The sequence below is a fragment of the Microbispora sp. H13382 genome (genome assembly GCF_014161445.1).
GTDB lineage: Bacteria > Actinomycetota > Actinomycetes > Streptosporangiales > Streptosporangiaceae > Microbispora.
On sequence record NZ_JABBXA010000007.1, the window covers coordinates 230,436 to 247,162 of the forward strand.

At 72.7% G+C, this 16,727-nt stretch carries 14 protein-coding genes; 11 read left to right on the forward strand and 3 right to left on the reverse strand.

The window, feature by feature from the left end; translation table 11 throughout:
* Nucleotides 1–27 precede the first annotated feature (27 nt).
* From HHX41_RS16910 to HHX41_RS16925, 4 genes are all read left to right on the forward strand, one after another.
* Nucleotides 28–1,086 carry a dipeptidase gene (locus HHX41_RS16910; protein ID WP_310742025.1) on the forward strand — a complete coding sequence of 353 codons (1,059 nt, stop codon included), beginning with the start codon at nt 28–30 and terminating at the stop codon, nt 1,084–1,086.
* Between the two features lie 2 nt (nt 1,087–1,088).
* Nucleotides 1,089–2,267 carry a M20/M25/M40 family metallo-hydrolase gene (locus tag HHX41_RS16915; RefSeq protein WP_310742026.1) on the forward strand — a complete coding sequence of 393 codons (1,179 nt, stop codon included), beginning with the start codon at nt 1,089–1,091 and terminating at the stop codon, nt 2,265–2,267.
* Nucleotides 2,264–3,157, forward strand: coding sequence for a GNAT family N-acetyltransferase (locus tag HHX41_RS16920; RefSeq protein ID WP_310742027.1), 894 nt, complete (start codon nt 2,264–2,266; stop codon nt 3,155–3,157). Before HHX41_RS16915 ends, HHX41_RS16920 begins: the two co-directional genes overlap by 4 nt.
* 192 nt (nt 3,158–3,349) lie before the next feature.
* A complete protein-coding gene (locus HHX41_RS16925; protein WP_310742028.1) occupies nt 3,350–4,675 on the forward strand; it encodes a HAMP domain-containing sensor histidine kinase in 1,326 nt (441 codons plus the stop codon).
* Between the two features lie 84 nt (nt 4,676–4,759).
* Here the strand turns inward: HHX41_RS16925 and HHX41_RS16930 are convergent, their stop codons facing one another.
* Both HHX41_RS16930 and HHX41_RS16935 read right to left on the reverse strand, forming a co-directional pair.
* Nucleotides 4,760–6,415, reverse strand: a complete 1,656-nt coding sequence (locus HHX41_RS16930) for a thiamine pyrophosphate-binding protein (protein ID WP_211591626.1) — start codon at nt 6,413–6,415, stop codon at nt 4,760–4,762.
* 104 nt (nt 6,416–6,519) lie between these two features.
* The gene (locus tag HHX41_RS16935) at nt 6,520–7,572 is read right to left on the reverse strand and encodes a 2-hydroxyacid dehydrogenase (protein WP_220504121.1); all 1,053 of its coding nucleotides are present in this window, start codon (nt 7,570–7,572) and stop codon (nt 6,520–6,522) included.
* 311 nt (nt 7,573–7,883) lie between these two features.
* Here HHX41_RS16935 and HHX41_RS16940 point away from each other — a divergent pair, with 311 nt between their 5' ends.
* Genes HHX41_RS16940 through HHX41_RS16960 form a run of 5 tightly spaced genes read left to right on the forward strand, consistent with a single transcriptional unit; the run spans nt 7,884 to nt 13,521 of the window.
* On the forward strand, nt 7,884–9,719 hold the full coding sequence (locus HHX41_RS16940) for an SCO2524 family protein (protein ID WP_169980090.1): 1,836 nt from the start codon (nt 7,884–7,886) through the stop codon (nt 9,717–9,719).
* Nucleotide 9,720: 1 nt separating this feature from the next.
* Entirely contained in the window at nt 9,721–10,635 is a 915-nt protein-coding gene (locus HHX41_RS16945) for an SCO2523 family variant P-loop protein (RefSeq protein ID WP_182906702.1), read from the forward strand.
* The gene (locus HHX41_RS16950; RefSeq protein ID WP_220504122.1) at nt 10,632–11,588 is read left to right on the forward strand and encodes an SCO2522 family protein; all 957 of its coding nucleotides are present in this window, start codon (nt 10,632–10,634) and stop codon (nt 11,586–11,588) included. Before HHX41_RS16945 ends, HHX41_RS16950 begins: the two co-directional genes overlap by 4 nt.
* Nucleotides 11,589–11,596: 8 nt before the next feature.
* Nucleotides 11,597–12,538 (forward strand): SCO2521 family protein, encoded by a 942-nt coding sequence (locus HHX41_RS16955; RefSeq protein ID WP_182906703.1) that lies wholly within the window; start codon nt 11,597–11,599, stop codon nt 12,536–12,538.
* A gap of 2 nt (nt 12,539–12,540) precedes the next feature.
* Nucleotides 12,541–13,521 carry a phosphatidylserine/phosphatidylglycerophosphate/cardiolipin synthase family protein gene (locus HHX41_RS16960; protein ID WP_182906704.1) on the forward strand — a complete coding sequence of 327 codons (981 nt, stop codon included), beginning with the start codon at nt 12,541–12,543 and terminating at the stop codon, nt 13,519–13,521.
* Between the two features lie 20 nt (nt 13,522–13,541).
* Here HHX41_RS16960 and HHX41_RS16965 read toward each other — a convergent pair whose 3' ends face one another.
* Nucleotides 13,542–14,735 (reverse strand): FAD-dependent oxidoreductase, encoded by a 1,194-nt coding sequence (locus HHX41_RS16965; protein ID WP_182906705.1) that lies wholly within the window; start codon nt 14,733–14,735, stop codon nt 13,542–13,544.
* Nucleotides 14,736–14,933: 198 nt separating this feature from the next.
* Between HHX41_RS16965 and HHX41_RS16970 the strand changes: the two genes are divergently transcribed.
* Both HHX41_RS16970 and HHX41_RS16975 read left to right on the forward strand, forming a co-directional pair.
* Complete coding sequence (locus tag HHX41_RS16970) at nt 14,934–15,929, forward strand: diiron oxygenase (protein ID WP_182906706.1); 996 nt, start codon at nt 14,934–14,936, stop codon at nt 15,927–15,929.
* Nucleotides 15,926–16,717: an SDR family oxidoreductase gene (locus tag HHX41_RS16975; protein ID WP_182906707.1), complete on the forward strand. Its 792-nt coding sequence runs from the start codon at nt 15,926–15,928 to the stop codon at nt 16,715–16,717. The genes HHX41_RS16970 and HHX41_RS16975 overlap by 4 nt, the downstream gene beginning before the upstream one ends.
* Nucleotides 16,718–16,727 lie beyond the last annotated feature (10 nt).

Sequence of the window (16,727 nt, forward strand, 5' to 3'; positions counted from 1 at the left end):
GCCCCGCCGCCAGGAAGGATCCCCAGCGTGCCCGTTGATCAGCAGAGCCTGCACGTCAGGTCCGTGGTCGCCGACACCCACAACGACCTGCTCATGGCCGTCTCCGCCCGGCCGCCCGCGGCATGGGCCTCGTTCTTCCGCGAGCAGTGGCTGCCCCAGCTCGTCGAGGGCGGGGTCGACGTGCAGGTGCTGCCCGTGTTCGTGGAGAGCCAGTTCCGCCCGGAGGGCGCGCTGCGCCAGACCCTGCGGATGATCGAGTGCGCCCACGTGCTGGCCGAGGGCAACCCCGACGCGGTGGCGCTGTGCCACGACGGGCAGCAGATCGACGAGGCCCTCGCCCTCGGCAGGATCGCCCTGGTGCTGGCCCTGGAGAGCATGCCGGGGATCGACGAGAGCGTCGAGCTGATCCCGGCCCTGCACCGCCTCGGGGTCCGCGTCGCCTCGATCGCCCACTGGGGCCGTACGGCTCTCGCCGACGGCAGCGGCCAGGACGGCACCGGTTCAAGGCTCACCAGTCACGGAGTCGAGGCGCTGCGCGAGATGGAGCGGCTCGGCATGCTCTTCGACATCTCGCACCTGGGCGCCACGGGCGTCGCGCACGTGCTGGAGATCGCGACCCGGCCCGTCATCGCGACGCACTCCTCCGCGCGCGCCCTGCGCGACCACCACAGGAACCTCACCGACGAGCAGCTCAGGGGCGTCGCCGCGGGCGGCGGCGTCGTCTGCGTGAACTTCCTCGCCGCTTTCCTCATCGAGGACGCCCGCTCGGCCACGGTCGACCATCTCGTGGACCACATCGAGCACATCGCCGGCGTCGCCGGCATCGACCACGTGGGTCTCGGCCCCGACTTCGTACGCGAGGTGTACGCGGACCTCACCCCGCCGTGCTGCGAGGGCTTCAGCTACTCCGGGATCGACGCCAACGCCGCCGTCCCCGGCCTGGAGGGCCCGCGCGGACTTCCGCTGGTGACCGACGCGCTCCTCAAGCGGGGGTTCGCCGACGAGGAGATCCAGAAGATCCTGGGCGCCAACGTGATGCGCCTGTTCCGCGCCGAGCTGGGCCGCACGGCGCGGGAACGGCAGTAGCGGTGGACCCGGAGGCCATGCTGGCCGACCTCGAGGAGCTGGTGCTCTGCGAGTCGTACTCCACGGACCACGAGGCGGTGGCGCGCAGCGCCCGCGTCGTGGGGGCGCTGGGCCGCAGGCTGCTCGGCGCCGAGCCGGACACCCTGGTGATCGACGGGGCCACCCACCTGCGCTGGTCGTTCGGCACCCCGCGGGTCCTGCTGCTGGGCCATCACGACACCGTCTGGCCCGTCGGCACCCTGCGCGAGCACCCCTGGGAGGTGCGGGACGGGGTGGCGCGGGGGCCCGGCGTGTTCGACATGAAGGGCGGTCTCGTGCAGCTCTTCCACGCGGTCGCCTCACTGCCGTCCCCCGAGGGTCTGACCGTGCTCGTCGTCGGGGACGAGGAGCTCGGCTCGCCGACCTCCCGCCCGCTGATCGAGTCGATCGCGTCGCGGTGCGCCGCCGCGTTCGTGCTGGAGGCGAGCGCGGACGGCGGCGCGCTGAAAACGGCCCGCAAGGGCATCTCGCGGTACGAGCTGACCGTGCACGGCCGGGCCGCGCACGCCGGCCTCGAACCCGAGCTGGGGGCCAACGCCGGCGTCGAGCTGGCCCACCAGGTGCTCGCCATCGCGGGCATCGCGGCCCAGGTCGAGTCGTCGTCAAGGGCGGGGGCCACGTCGGTGACGCCCACCATGCTGACCGCCGGGACGAGCACGAACACGGTCCCGGCGCGGGGCCGGGTGGCCGTCGACGTACGCGTGCCCGACCGGGCGGCGCAGCGGCGGGTGGACGAGCTGATACGGGCGCTGACCCCGCGCACTCCGGGTGTCCGGCTGGAACTGCGCGGCGGGCCGAACCGCCCGCCCCTCGATCCCGCCGCCTCCGCCGGGCTCTTCGACGTCGCCGTACGGCTCGCGCGCGAGCTGGGCATGGCGCCGCTGCGCGGGGCGGCCGTCGGCGGCGGCTCGGACGGCAACTTCACCGCCGGCGTCGGCTGCCCGACGCTCGACGGCCTGGGCGCGGTGGGCGGCGGCGCGCACGCCGCCGGGGAGCACGTCGTGGTCGCCGAGATGCCGGGCCGCGCCCGCCTGGTCGCGGCGCTGGCGGCGTACGTGCTGTCGGGCGGGCCGATCGGCCCCGGCGACGACGCGGACCGCGCGGCGCGGGACACGAGGCGGACCGCCCGGGAGACCGCGTGAACCCGGAAGAGCGCGTGAACCGCGTGAACCGCGAGGACCGCGCGGGCGCCGTGGACCCGGGGGACGCCGTCGTCGCCCGGGATCAGGCGGCCGCGGCCGCCGCGGGCCGCGGCCTGCGGATCGCCGAGCTGCGCACGATCGCCGAGTTCGCGCGGGTGGTCCGGCTGTTCGACGGCATCTGGCACCCGGAGCCGTGGAACCCGCCGATCACGGCGGAGTTGATGCGGGCGCTGACCCACGCGGGCGGGTACGTCGCCGGGGCGTTCGACGGTGCGGAACTCGTCGGCGCCGGGGTCGCCTTCCTCGCGGCGCCCGCGGGACGGGCGCTGCACTCGCACGTGACCGGGGCCGTGCGTCCCGGCGCCGGATTCGCGCTCAAGCTGCACCAGCGGGCCTGGGCCCTGGAGCGCGGCCTGAGCCGGATCACCTGGACCTTCGACCCCCTGGTGCGCCGCAACGCCCACTTCAACCTGGCCAAGCTCGCCGCCCTGCCGGAGGAGTACCTGCCCGACTTCTACGGGCCGATGGGCGACGCGGTCAACGCCGGCGACGAGTCCGACCGCCTCCTCGCGGTGTGGCGGCTGGACGACCCGCGGGTGGCGCGGGCGTGCGACGGCCTGCCGTACCGGCCCGCCGGGGCGGACGGCGCGGTGGCCGCGCTCGCCGAGCGGGACGGGCGGCCGGTGGCCCTGGGCACGGACGCCCCGGCGGTGCTCGTCGCCGTGCCCGCGGACGTGGAGTCCCTGCGCCTCGCCGCTCCGGAGACGGCCAAGGCGTGGCGGCACGCCGTACGCGACGTGCTGGGCGGGCTGATGGCGGAGGGCCGTCCGGTGACGGGCTTCGCCGGCGGTTGCTACGTCGTCGGACGGCGCTCCCCCGCGGCGGGGTGAGCCGACACCGCCGCCGCGTACGGGGCGGAGCGGGGAGGGACCGGACAGCGACGTCCCCGGCGACTGCGGCGATCACCGGCAGAGGTAACGTGCCAGATGAGCCGGGTGGGGAGGCCCGGCCGCGGGTCACGAGTCCTTATTGATCATCTGATTACCGGGGGGAATCAGATGAGCGGGTGGCGGGGATCCTCGGTGCGGATCCGCTTGACGGTGCTGGGGAGCGCGGTGATGGCGCTCCTGTGCGCCGTCGCCGTGCTGTTCGTCCTCCTCGTCCTGCGCGGCACCGCCGAGCAGTACAGGACCGACGAGATCACGACCGCCGCCGTACGCCTCGCCTACCAGGCCAAGCGCGACCGGCTGCCTCCGGTGCTCCTCGATCAGGACCTGGCCGGGGTGCAGGTGATCGACCACGGCGGCCGGATCGTCTCCGTCAGCGACAGCCTCGTGGGGCACCCGCGCATAGCCGCGTTCCGGCCGGAGCTGACGAGCCCGGAGACGAGCAAGACGCTCTGCGACTCCCCGGCGTTCCCGGGCCGGTGCGTGGACGTCGTCGCCTTCCGCTTCCACAACAGCGGCGGCCTGTGGACGATCTACGCGGCCGACGACCCCGTGCCGTGGTATGTCAGCGGCCCGCTGCTGGCGGCGCTCCTCGGCGGTTCGCTCCTGCTGGTCGGGGTGACCGCGCTCGGCACCTACCAGACCGTGCGCAGGGCGCTCGGCCCGGTCGAGGCGATCACGAGCAAGCTGGCCAGGATCACCGCCACCGACCTCAGCCAGCGCGTGCCGGTGCCGAAGCACCACGACGAGATACGGCGGCTCGCCGAGACCGCCAACCAGACCCTGGACCGGGCGGAGACGGCCGTCGAGCGGCAGCGGCGCTTCGCCTCCGACGCCTCCCACGACCTGCGCAGCCCGCTCACCGCGATGCGCACGGAGATCGAGGAGGCGCTGCTGCACAGCGAGGACGCGGACTGGCCCGCCACCGGGCGCGCCCTGCTGGGCAGCTGCGACCGCCTGCAGGCGCTCGTGACCGACCTGCTCCAGCTCGCCCGGCTCGACTCCGGCGCCTCACCCCGGCGCGAGCCCGCCGACCTCGGCGGCCTCACCGCCCGTGAGCTCGACCGCAGGCCGCGCAAGGTCGAGATGGTGCGGCACCTGGCGCCCGGCGTCATCGTGGTCGGCAACCGGATGGCCCTGGCGCGCCTGCTCAACAACCTCCTGGACAACGGCGAGCGGCACGCGGCCTCCACGCTGACGGTGACCGTGCGCCGCGAGGACGGCAAGGGCGTGCTGGAGGTGCTCGACGACGGCGCGGGGATTCCGCCGGACAAGCGGGAGCTGGTCTTCCAGCGCTTCACCCGGCTCGACGCCGCCCGGTCGAAGGACGCCGGGGGCACCGGGCTCGGCCTGTCCATCGCCCGCCAGATCGCCCAGGCGCACGGGGGGACGCTCACGATCGAGGACAGCGACCGGGGCGCCCGTTTCGTGTTGCGGCTCCCGCTCGCGCCCGCCCGCTGACCGCCGTCCTAAGTCGTGTCTGGCAAATCAAGCCCTGCTGCGCGTGGCCCAGGCTCGCGACGGGCAGCATTTGTCAGACACTCCCTACTCCTCCTCGGGCACGACGATCACGGTGGGTACCGGAACGCGCAGGGCGTCGGCGACCGCCTCCTCCAGCTCCCCCGGTGTCTTGACGGCGCGGCCCCGCGCGCCGTACGCGGCGGCGAGGGCGGGGAAGTCGGGCGCGTGCAGGTCCACGGCGACCGGCCGCATGCCCCGCTCCCGCATCTCCTCGCGGATCTCCCCGAAGCCGCCGTTGACGGACACGACGACCGGCAGGCTCAGCTCCAGCTGCACCGCCGTGGCCAGCTCCTGCAGGCTGAACTGGAAGGCCCCGTCGCCGGCCAGCGCCACCACGGGGAGGTCGGGCCGGCCGAGCTTGGCGCCGATGGCGGCCGGCAGCGCGAAGCCCAGCGTGCCGAAGCCGGTGGGGAACAGGAACCGCCCGGGCGGGTCCATCGGCATGCCGACGAGCGCCCCGTGGTAGACGAACATCGAGTTGTCGCCCACCACGACGGTCTCCGGCGGCAGGGCCCGGCGCAGCGCCGCGAGCTGGCCGGACCATCTGCGGGTGAGCTCCTCGAGCTCCGCCCTGTGGCCCGTGCCGGGATGCCGCTCCCGGCGCGGCCACGGCACGACGCCCTGCCGGTCGAGCCGCTCGGCCAGCCCGCGCATGGCGAGCTCCGCGTCCGCGACGATCGCCACGTCGGCCACGTGGTCGCCGTGCATCTGCCCGGGGTCGATGTCGATCCGCACGAGGCGGCCGGACAGGGCGAAGGCGTCGTCCCACAGGTCGGCCGGGCCCAGCTCGGTGCCGACGGCCAGCACGACGTCGCACGCGGCGAGCCATCGGCGGACGTCCGCCAGGTGCAGTGTGGCGCCGAGCACCAGCGGGTGGCTCTCCGGCACCGCGCCCTTGCCGTTGACCGTGGTCACGACCCGCGCGCCGAGCCGTTCCGCCAGGCGCATCGCCAGGCTCCCCACCGGCGGGGCCTCGCCGGCCGGGCTCCGCCGGCCCGGGCACTGCGCACCGCCGCCGAGCACGAGACCCGGGTGGCGCGCCGCCTTCAGCAGCCCGGCGGCCGCGTCGAGGGCCCCCGGATCGGGCTCGCGGCGCGTGATCAGGTACGGCGGGACGACCTTGACCTGCCCCTCCAGGTCGAGCAGGTCGAAGGGGATCTCGACGTGGACCGGGCGGGGGCGTCCCTCGGCGAAGCGCCCGAAGGCGCGGGCGACGGCGGCGGGAATCTCCCGCACGGTCGTCACGCGGTGGCTCCAGGCGCACAGCGCGTCGATCGCCCGCGACTGGTCCCTGCTCTCGTGCAGGTAGCCGCGGCCGTCGCGAGGATGGCCGGTCGGGACGCCCGGGGAGACGAGCAGGATCGGGGAGGAGTCGGAGTACGCCTGCCCGAGGGCCGTGGCCGCGTTGACCACGCCGGGGCCGGTGGTGGTGACGACGACGCCCGGCCTGCCGGTCACCCTGGCGTACCCGTCGGCGGCGTATCCCGCGCCCTGCTCGTGCCGTGGCGTCACGCACCGCACGCCCGCCCGGTCGAGCTCCTCGTAGATCGCGAGGTTGTGGGTGCCGGGAATGCCGAAGATCGTGTCGACGCCGTGCAGCCGCAGCGCCTCGACCAGGGCGCGCGCCCCCGTGGGCGTCGTGATCGTCCCCGCCGGGGGGATCGGGTCATGGCCGTCCACGTATCACTTCCCGGGAGAGCGGAGGGGTTTCTCTTGGGTTTCCCAAATGGTTTCCCCTTTTCGCGCGCCGCCCTACCGTTCCGCGTGCCGGATTTTTCCTCCGGTCATCGGAAACGCGGCCGGGGACGCGATCCCACCTCGTGTTCGTCCGATCCGTACGTCAGCACATTCCCGATGGAGTTCACGGCCTGGCGCACCATCCGGTGCATCGCCTCGGCGGTGTGGGAGGCGATGTGCCCGGTGATCAGAAGGCGGTCGGGGAAATCCCGCCGCAATTCGATGGCCTCCTCGCATTCCGGGTCGTAGAAACCGTCGAAGACGGCCATACCGACGCGGCCCTTCTCCAGGCCGGCGTACAGGGCGCCGGGGCTGACGATGGCCGGGCGGGCGGTGTTGACGAGGAGCGCGCCCTCCGGCATCCGGCCGATCACCGTCGAGTCGACCATCGCCCTGGTCTCGCCGGTCTCCGGCACCATGACCACGAGGATGTCGCTGGCCGCGGCCAGGTCGAGCAGGGGCAGGTAGGAGATGCCGAGGTCGCGCTCGGCGTCGGGCCTGCGGGTGCGGCTGAAGTAGGACACGCGGACGCCGAAGCCCCGGCGCAGGATCTCCGCGATCCGCCGGCCGTTCGCGCCCATCCCGATGATGCCGACGCTGCGGGCGGCGAGCTCGTGCGGGAGTTCTTCGGAGCCGTGCCAGCCGGGGACCCGGTCGCCCAGGTGCCGGGGAATGCCGAGGTTGGCGTTGACGATCTGCGCGACCGTGAACGTCGCGACCGCGTCGGTCGCCGCCCCCGGCGTGTTCGTGACGGCGATGCCCAGCCGGTCGGCCGCCGCGACGTCGACGAAGTTCTCGTAGCCCACCCCGAGGAAGGCCACGACCCTCAGCGTCTCGCGCGCCTCGCGCAGCGCCCGCGCCGTCGCCCGCTCCTCGCCGCCGTGCAGGTAGGCGACCGCCCCCACCAGCTCGCGCGCCAGCTGGTCCTCGGTCAGCGGCGACGCGGGCCGCCGTACCGTGAGTCCCTGCCGGGCGAGCGGCTCCAGCAGCGCCGCGTCGATGCCCGTCCCCGTGACCAGGACCGTCCCGCCTTCGCACTCCGCTCCGGCCGCAGGCCGCGGCTGCGCGGGACGACAGTCCGTTATATCCCTTGGAGCCACGATTTGGGACATTTCAAATATCTCTCAGACTTGGGACATATATGTCTGTTTTTCTCTGGGGTATCTCTCCAATCACAACAACCAGGCGGCGTACGAAATACCACGGATGGTCCAGGCGACGGAGCAGGAATCCAATGGTATAAGGGTTGTGGTGGTTCCGTCTCCACCTGAGTCGGAAAAGGAAACCCCTAGGGAGGGTCTGGGGGACCCCGGCCTCGGTCCCGCCCAGCCACACGTGCGTCCGTTTCCGCGCCCACGGCGGTACGGAAAGGGCGCGCGGCAAGGACGGCGCAGCGCAGAGAGGGCCACGAATGAAACTCCAGCCGCGACAACAGCTTCTGGAGCTGTGGGAGGCGGCCGCGCGCGCCTCCTACCGGGACGGCGCCTGGGCGTGGGGAGGCCGGGACGGGTCGAACTCGATCTCCGACGCCGAGCAGCTCCTGTGCTTCATGTATCCGGCCTCCGAACTACCCGGCTTCCGCCTGGACACACCGGACGAGACGGCCGACGACGTGCTGGCCGCGCTGTCCGTCCTCGGCGACGCGGTCGAGATCCCCAAGCTGCTGCTCAAGATCATCGGACAGTACCTGCGCACGTACACCGCGGACGACGGCCGCCCGCTGTTCTCCGGCGGCAGCTACTTCCGCCCGGTGGACGACGAGGCGAAGGTCGCCCCCGAGCAGCTCCAGCTCGACGTGGTCGACTCCTTCTCGATGTCGGTCACGCTCATGCTCGGCACACTCGGCTTCCTGAAGGTCTTCCGGCAGAGCGTGCGGCGCGAGCCCATCCGCCGCGAGATCCGCGAGCTGGAGGACCTGGCCAGCAAGCGGCTGTCGGCCGCGATGGCGGGCCTGCTGCGCAGCTTCACGGTCAACGCGTTCGACCCCGGCTCCACGGCCGGCCGCGCGCTGCTGCGCACCGTCAACCAGACCGGCGCGCCCACCCGCCGGGTGCTCGACGACCTGCGGCGCGAGCTGCGGCCCGTACGGGCCGGTCTGCGGGACCTGACCATCGGCTCGGGCAGCCAGGTCGACCTGGACAACGAGAACCTGCTGTTCGAGTGCGGCTGGACGTGGGGCATCGTGAAGGACGCCCCCGACATCGTCACCCCGCTCGACATCGGGCCCCAGCCCAAGGGCGTGGCCGCCGACACGCCGTTCCTCTACTTCACGGTCAACGCCCTCGTCGGCATCGCCGACCTGTTCACCTCCCGCACCCGCGTCCTGAGCCTGCTCAACGACGACCAGATCACCCTCGCCCAGGCCATCCAGCGCCGCTGGGACCTCACCCAGTCCTACTGGCGCACGATCGCGACGTACGGGCGGGGCACCTGGCCGCTGGAGGACATCCCCTGGCGGACGGTGGACGAGAAGGAGTCGGACTACTACAGCCTCGGCGTCACCGCCATGGTGGTGCAGAGCCTGGTCAACAACCGGGCGGCCGACCTGGACCTCGGCCGGGTCGCCGCCGTGCTGGAGGAGCTGGCCATCCGCGCCAGGATCATCCGCAGGGCCGTGCCGGGCGACCCGCCCGTGCTCATGCACTCCCCCGGCGTCCCGATCAATCTCCACGGCAGCGACGCGCTCGGCCCCCACCTGGTCTGGGTCGTCTCCGACTTCGCCATCACGCTGCTCAAACGCACCATCTGGGCCGCCTCCATCGCGCAGAACACGCGGATGCGCGAGCGGCTGGTCGCCCTCGCCGACCAGATCTGGCGGCACATCATGCTGCGCCGCCACGCGGACGGCCCGGCCGCCGGCCTGTGGGACCAGCCCGGCAACGTCTTCGCCGACATCCAGGCGCGCGACGAGGATCCGTCGTGGTACTTCAGCGAGCGCGTCGTCGAGTTCCTCGTGTCCGCCGCGACGTCCAGCGGGGAGCCGCCGCTGCGCAGCCCCCAGCTCGTCGAGCTGGCCTACCAGATGCTCGGAGAGGCCGAGCACCTGCTGGACCAGGAGCTGGTCACCCGGCCGCTGGTGGCCGGGCAGACGATCCAGCCGAAGCTCCGCACGATCCAGGCCTCGCTGCAGCGGGCCAGGGTCATCGTCAGCGACCGCCCCGCGACCGCGCAGGCCCTGATCAACAGCGCGCTCCTCGACCTCGAACGGCTCGCCGCCGCCCGCGACAGCGCGTCGGAGGCGATCTGAGTTGCTCGTCTTCGCGATCTCGGACAAGGGCGGGACCGGGCGCTCGGTCACCGGCACCAACATCGTGTACCGGCACGCCCTGCAGGGCAACGACGTCTGTTACCTGGACTACGACTTCGGCTCGCCGACCGCCGGAGCCATCTTCAGCGTGAGCGGGGTGGCCCGCGGCACCCGGCAGAACGGCCTGCACGAATACCTGCGGGGCGAGTGCCCGCAGCCGCGGCGTGTGGACGTGTGGGCCGAGTCCGACCGCGAGGGACTGCGCACGCGCCCGCCCGGCGCGGGACGGCTCGTGCTGCTTCCGGGCAGCGAGGGCGGCGGCGAGCTGTCGGCCCTCACCGACGAGATCATCGGCCGCTGCGTCCAGCTGTTCGGGCGGCTGGAGGAGGAGTTCGACCTCTGCATGATCGACGTCAGCGCCGGCCGGTCGTTCACCGCCGAACTGGTCCTGGCGGCGACCGTGCGGATGCCGGCCGTCCCGTTCCGGTGGCTGGTCTTCCATCGCTGGACGCGTCAGCACATCATCGCGGCCGCCGGGCTCGTCACCGGCGCGGACGGGCTGCTCGACGTCGGCACCAGGTTCGGCCACGACGCCGACGACCTGCGCGACCGCATCCGCTACGTGCGCACGGCCGTGCTCGAACCGGACTCGGCGGAGCTCGTCGGGCTGCGCGACGAGCAGCGGGCCTGGCTGAGCGCGTGCGACAGCGAGCTGCGCGAGCTGGCCGGCCGCCACAGCGTCGGCCGTACCGCCATGCTCGGCAAGATCCCGCTGGATCCGGTCCTCCAGTGGCGCGAGCAGCTCATCACCGACGAGGACGTGCTCGCCAGCAAGATCGCGAACGCGGAGACCGCCGCCGCGTTCGACGAGCTGGCCAAGAAGATCGTCGACGACAACGCGTGGGAGGGCCTGTGACGCCGGTGCACGCGACGTTCGGCGAGGTGGCGGCCGAGCGCAGGATCGCCTCCGTCCCCCTCTCCCACGTGTCCGTCGAGCTCGGGCACCTCTACATGGAGGACTTCGAGGCGGGTCCGGCCCGGCTGCGCGAGCAGTTCCGCAAGGTCGCGCCGTGGCTCGCAACGGTCCGCTCCTTATGGCGTGAGCGGGTGCCCGGGGGCCGGGCCCGGGTGAGCACCTGCTTTCTCGTGGACGACTACTTCAGCCGCTTCAGCACTCCCGCCGAGCTGGTGCCGATGGTCCTCGATGCGGCGGCCGAGCACGACCTGACCATCGACTACCTGGCTCGCGAGTCCGCCTGCGCGCAATCCGACGGCGTCGAGCTGGCCCGGCTGGTGGAGGACCGGCTCGTCGACGACCCGCCGCCGGAGACCGACGGGTCGCGCCCGCCGGTGAAGGAGACGGGCTGGCTGTGCAACGGCTCCCGCTCGCCCCGCACCGCGCCCGTGCAGGCGATGGGGAAGGCCCGGCCGTGGGAGCCGCCCGCGCAGAACGCCAAGCGCGGCCACTCGATCTTCGTGGACGTCGAGCTGTGGGACGAGAGGGGGCCGCGGCGCACCTGGTCGTGCCCCTTTCTCGCGGCCGTCTGGCAGCTCCTGCGGCTGGGACTGCTGCGCAGCGACGGCCGGGTGCCGCTCCCTCCGGTGACCCTGGACGGCGGCTGGCCCCGCGACTGGGACGAACTGCCCGCGGTGGTCCGGCTCGACCCCCAGGCCGCGCCGTTCAGCGCGTACACCACGCTGTCCGTCCTCTCCCCCCGGTTCCTGCCCGTCGAGCTGGCCGTACGGACGATCCTGAGCCAGGTCGCGGTGGACGACGAGGTCCTGCGGCAGGTCGCCGGCCGGAGCGAGGGCGAGGGAGTCCGGCTCGAAGAGGAGCTCGTCGACCGCATCTCCTACGTCTTCGTCTGAGGGGCCCGATGCTGGTGATGGGGGAAGTCCACACCGGGCTGCTGCAGAACTCCGGGGAGATCTCCGAGTCGACCTGCCGCCAGGTGCTCGGGATCACGGCCGGGGAGACCGTGCGGGTCTCCCGTCGTCCCATCGTCCACGCTCTGTCGCCCGAGCGGCTGACCGGGGTGGACTGCACGCTGCCCGCCGCCTCCCGTTCCCGTGTCAGGGGCGTGGGCACGGTCGTGTCCCGCTGCGCGGTGACCGGCGGCCGGGTGGCCCAGGGCTCGTCGTACGTCAGGGTGGTGCGCTCTGAGGCCGACCGCAGGCTGCCCTGGTCGCACTACCTCGCGCGGCCGGGCGTCGTGGAGGTCCTGGGGAAGGCGAAGGCGGCCGACCTCGCCGAAGGATTCACCGGCGACCCCACGCCCGGCTCCCCCGACGGCGCCTGCCTCAACCTCGGAGCCGTCAGCGGGCGCTTCCTCGACCTCGTACAGGCCTCCCCGCTGCTGGATCGGCGGGCCCCCTTCAAGATCCCGCGTACGAGTTTGCGGTGGGTGGCCGAGACCGGCGAGCCGTCGATCCGCTTCACCCTGCACACCGAGCAGGAGCGGACCCTGCGCCTGACGCACCCCGGCCCGTTCACCCCCGCCGTGGTCGACCTGTGCGAGGACCTGGCGACGCATGACTGGCTGCTGACGTCGCTGCTGGTCATCGTCGAGCGGGCACGGATCGGGACGACGCCGGGGGCTGCGGCGGTGGCCCGCCTCGCGCCCGCCATCGACCACCTGCTGCACCTGTGGATGCCCGCCGCCCGGGTCGAGGAGTGGCTGACGCCGTTCTGGGACAGCCTGGAGCGGCGGCCGGGGTTCACCCGGCAGTGGCGCTCCCTGGTCGACCGGGTCCGCGACCAGGTCGCGGTGAACACCCTGGCCCTGCTCAGTGCGTCCGCCGAAACCGGACGGAGGTGACCGTGACCGGAGAAACACCCGAGCCGTCGCACGCGCTGGTCCCGAGGATCGTGCGCAAGGTCCTCGTGACTGTGCTCGTGGGCGGCGTGAGCTACCTCGTGAGCAACGCGCTCATCCACGGGCCGAACGAGGACCTGTGGAGCCTGCTGCTCGCGACGTTCATCAGCGGCGTCGTCTTCGTCGTGCAGTTCCTCGCGGACGTGGACGACCAACTCGAGACAGTGCTGCAGGAGCAGCGCAGGCAGCACACGAAGACCCACAATCTGGTGGCCGACAGCTTCTCCAAGATCAACGAGGCGAGCAAGCTGTTCGGCGTCGTGGAGATGTCCGCGCTGGAGACCAGGGGCGTGGCCGAGCTGGTGCAGAACGCCGCCAAGATCCGCGACGACATGCCCGACCTCGTCAAGAGCCTGGTCCACCACGAGGTCACCCGGATGGCGAAGTTCCTCGGCGAGCTGTCCGACGGCAGGTACGCGTTGTACGAGGGCGAGGACCGCGACTGGCTGCTCGCGCTCGCGCGCAACACGCGGATCAGTCTCGACGCGATCAGCCTCACCAGCGTGGACGCCCGCGACACCGAGTTCGGGAGCGGCTTCTGGCACACCGACCTCGGGCAGCGCTACGTCCGGCTCCAGCGCGACCTCGTCCAGCGGGGGGTGCGGGTGCGCCGGCTGTTCGTCGTGGATCGTTCCGAGCGGCTCGACTCCGAGGCGTTCCGCCGGGTGTGGAAGTGGCAGACCACGGTCGGGATCGAGGTGCGCACGCTCCTCCTCACCGACGCGCCGCCCCTGCTGCGCGGCTCGCTGTCGGACTTCATCCTGTTCGACGGGGTCGTCTACTACGAGTCCAACCCCGCCCCTCAGGTCGGCGACGGCATCGCCCCGGTGATCCACAGCACGATCCTCGTACGGGACCAGGAGAGGGTGCGGGAGCGGGTCGAGCGGTTCGGCGAACTGTGGGACGCGGCGACACCCGCGGCCTAGCCGGAAGCAGGCCGGACGCTTCAAACAACGGCGTCAGGCACCGGCGGCGCCGGGGGGAAGGGGCGGTCGGGACGGCAGACGGCGAGCAGTTCCCGCTCCTTCACGCCGGCGGTCCCCGCGACCAGGGCCGCCACCAGCTCCGCCGTGACGGGGGCGAGCGTGATGCCGAGGCCGCTGTGGCCGGTGGCCGCCACGACGCGGCCGTGGTCGTCCACGTGGCCGAGGATGGGCATGTGGTCGGCGCTGCCCGGTCGCAGTCCGGCCCACCGCCGGCCGATCGGCCAGGTTGCCGCGGTGGGCATGAGGGCGGCGACGCCCCGCCGGATCTCCTCGATCGCCTCGGCGGTCACCGTCACGTCCCCCACGTTCTCCTCGTAGGTGACGCCTACCGCCACCCTGCCGTCGTACCGCGGGACGAGATAGGGGAAGTACTCCCGGCCGTCCTGCCTGATCTCCGCGAAGACGTGGTGGCGCAGCGGGTAGGTGACCGCCCCGGGCGGGCGGACGTCGAAGGCCACGCCCTTGATGGGAAACAGGTGCGCGCGATGGCGGGGCAGGAAGACCCCGCTCAGGTGGCCGGCCGCGACCACGGCCGTCTCCGCGGACACCCGGCGGCCGTCGTGGAGGTCCACCTCGACACCGGCGGGCCCGGTCCGCAGGCCGGTGGCGTACACCGCGTTCAGCACCCGGATCGGCGTACGGTCCGACAGCACGGCTCCCGCCAGGGCGGTCATGAGCACCCGCGGGTCGAGCGCGAGCTCCTCCGGCAGTAGAAAGCCGCCGACGACGCGCTCGCTCAGCAGCGGTTCGAGGCGCCTGGCGTCGGCCGCCGTCAGCCGCTCGACGGCGAACGGCGAGTTCTTCCACTGCGGCAGCACCGTGGACTCCAGGCGCTCCATCTCGGCCTCGTCCAGCGCCACCTGGATGTCGCCGCCGTCCAGCACCGGGACCTCGACGCCGGAGGCCGCGTGGAGCTCCTCCAGCCATCCCGTATACATGTCGCGGCTGCGCTTGATGACGTCGCTGAGCGGGCCGAGGCAGGAGGGCTCCGTCTGGGTCAGGATGCCGCCCATCGCGCCGTCGGAGGCGCCGAGCCCGAGACGCTGCCCGGCGTCCACGAGCACCACGCTCGTGCCCCGCGCGGCCAGCCGGTGCGCGATGGCGCAGCCGATCACGCCACCACCGATGATCACGACGTCGCAGGTCTCAGGCACGCGGGCTCCCAGTTCGCCGTCCTCGCTTCGACAGTAGGCGAGGGAGGGCCGTTCAAGAAGGCCACACACCGGTGACCTCGCCGAACTGTACCGCGACGGAATCTTGCCGGCCGGGAAATCCGCCGAGTCGCGACACGCCAGCCCCTTCCCGAGTTATTGGATGAGCCGTACAATTACGGCGCCGGAAGGGAGGGCCGCATGTCCGCCGCGCCGAAGACCACCGCGACCAGCGAGAAGGACGAGCACGTCGCCGGCCGGAGCGCGTACGAGGCCGTCATCGAACGCCTGTCGAAGGCCTCGGTCGACAAGCACTGGGAGCCGTACGTCGACATCCCCTGGGACGACCCCGAGTTCCACGTGGACCGGACCGACCCGCGGTGGGAGCTGCCGCCGGCCGACAGGCTGGGCGGCCACCCCTGGTACCTCGCGCAGCCGCCGGAGGTCAGGGCGCGCATCGGGCTCTGGCGGGTGGCGACCGCCATGAAGATCGGGCTGCAGTTCGAGAACCTGCTCAAGCGCGGGCTGCTCAACTACGCCTACCGGCTGCCGAACGGCTCCCCCGAGTTCCGGTACGTCTACCACGAGATGATCGAAGAGGGTCATCACGGGATGATGTTCCAGGAGTTCGTGAACCGCACGAAGCTCCCCATCCGCGGCATGCCCGGCCCGCTCAGCCTGCTCGCCCAGGTGGTGCCGTGGATTCCGCTGATCTCCACCGAGCTGTTCTTCGTCTTCGTGCTGGGCGGCGAGGACCCGATCGACCACGTGCAGCGCGCGACGCTGAAGAGCGGGCGGATCCGGCATCCGCTCGAAGAGACGATCATGCGCATCCACGTGGCGGAGGAGGCGCGGCACATCTCCTTCGCCCGTCACTACCTGCGCCGGCGGGTGCCGCGCATGCCCCGCTACCGCCGCCTCGTGCTGAGCCTGCTCACGCCGCTGGTCATCGGCCTGATGGCGCGGATCATGCTGTCCCCGCCCGGCTCCATGATCAGGGCGTTCCGGATCCCCGGCGACGTCGTGCGCGAGGTCTACGCGGACAACCCCGAGACGGCCGCGCAGACCCGCGACTCGGTGGCCAGGACGAGGGAGCTCTGTGCCGATCTGGGCATGATGAACCCGATCAGCCGCCGTCTGTGGCGGGCCATGGGCATCTGGGACGAGCCGAAGGCTCGGGCGAGGAGCAAGGCGTGAGGAAGACCGCCGTCGTCACGGGCGGGGCGTCGGGGATCGGGCGGGCCGTCGCCGCCGAGCTCGTACGGCGCGGCGTCCACGTCACGATCGCCGACGTCCGGGGGACCGACGACGCCGCCAAGGAGCTCGGCTGCGCGGGCGTCGTGTGCGACGTCTCCGACGCGCAGGCCGTACGGGAACTCGTCACCGGGGTGGCCGGGGAGCACGGGCGGCTCGACTTCCTGTTCAACAACGCCGGCATCGCGGTGGGCGGCCGCGCCGAGGAGTTCACGCTCGACCACTGGAACCGGACGATCGACGTGAACCTGCGCGGGGTGGTCCACGGCGTGCACACGGCGTACCCGCTCATGATCGAGCAGGGCTTCGGGCACATCGTCAACACCGCGTCGCTGGCCGGGCTGACCCCCGCGCCCATGATGCTGCCGTACACGACGACCAAGCACGCCGTCGTCGGGCTGTCGCTCGCGCTGCGGGCCGAGGCGGCGGCGCACGGCGTGCGGGTCAGCGTGGTCTGTCCCGGGTTCACCGACACGCCGCTGCTGGACAACGCCAACCCCGGGCTGCCGCAGACCGAGATCGGCCTGCGCGCCCGCACGTCGGCCGTGCGAGCCCAGGGGCGCCTGTATCCCGTGGAGTCGCTCGCCCGCGACGTGCTGCGCGGCGTGGCCGCGAACCGGGCGCTCATTGTGGCGCCCGCGTCCGCCCGGGCCACCTGGCGGGCCGTACGGCTCTCGCCCGCCCTGGCGGTGCGGGCGGCCGGGACGGCCTTCCGCCGGATCATGCGCTGATTCCCGGCAG

Excerpts from the sequence above, each read along its gene's own strand:
- HHX41_RS16940 (WP_169980090.1), top strand. The coding sequence starts at position 7,884 with ATGAAACTCCAGCCGCGACAACAGCTTCTGGAGCTGTGGGAGGCGGCC.
- HHX41_RS16955 (WP_182906703.1), top strand. The coding sequence starts at position 11,597 with ATGCTGGTGATGGGGGAAGTCCACACCGGGCTGCTGCAGAACTCCGGG.
- HHX41_RS16970 (WP_182906706.1), top strand. The coding sequence starts at position 14,934 with ATGTCCGCCGCGCCGAAGACCACCGCGACCAGCGAGAAGGACGAGCAC.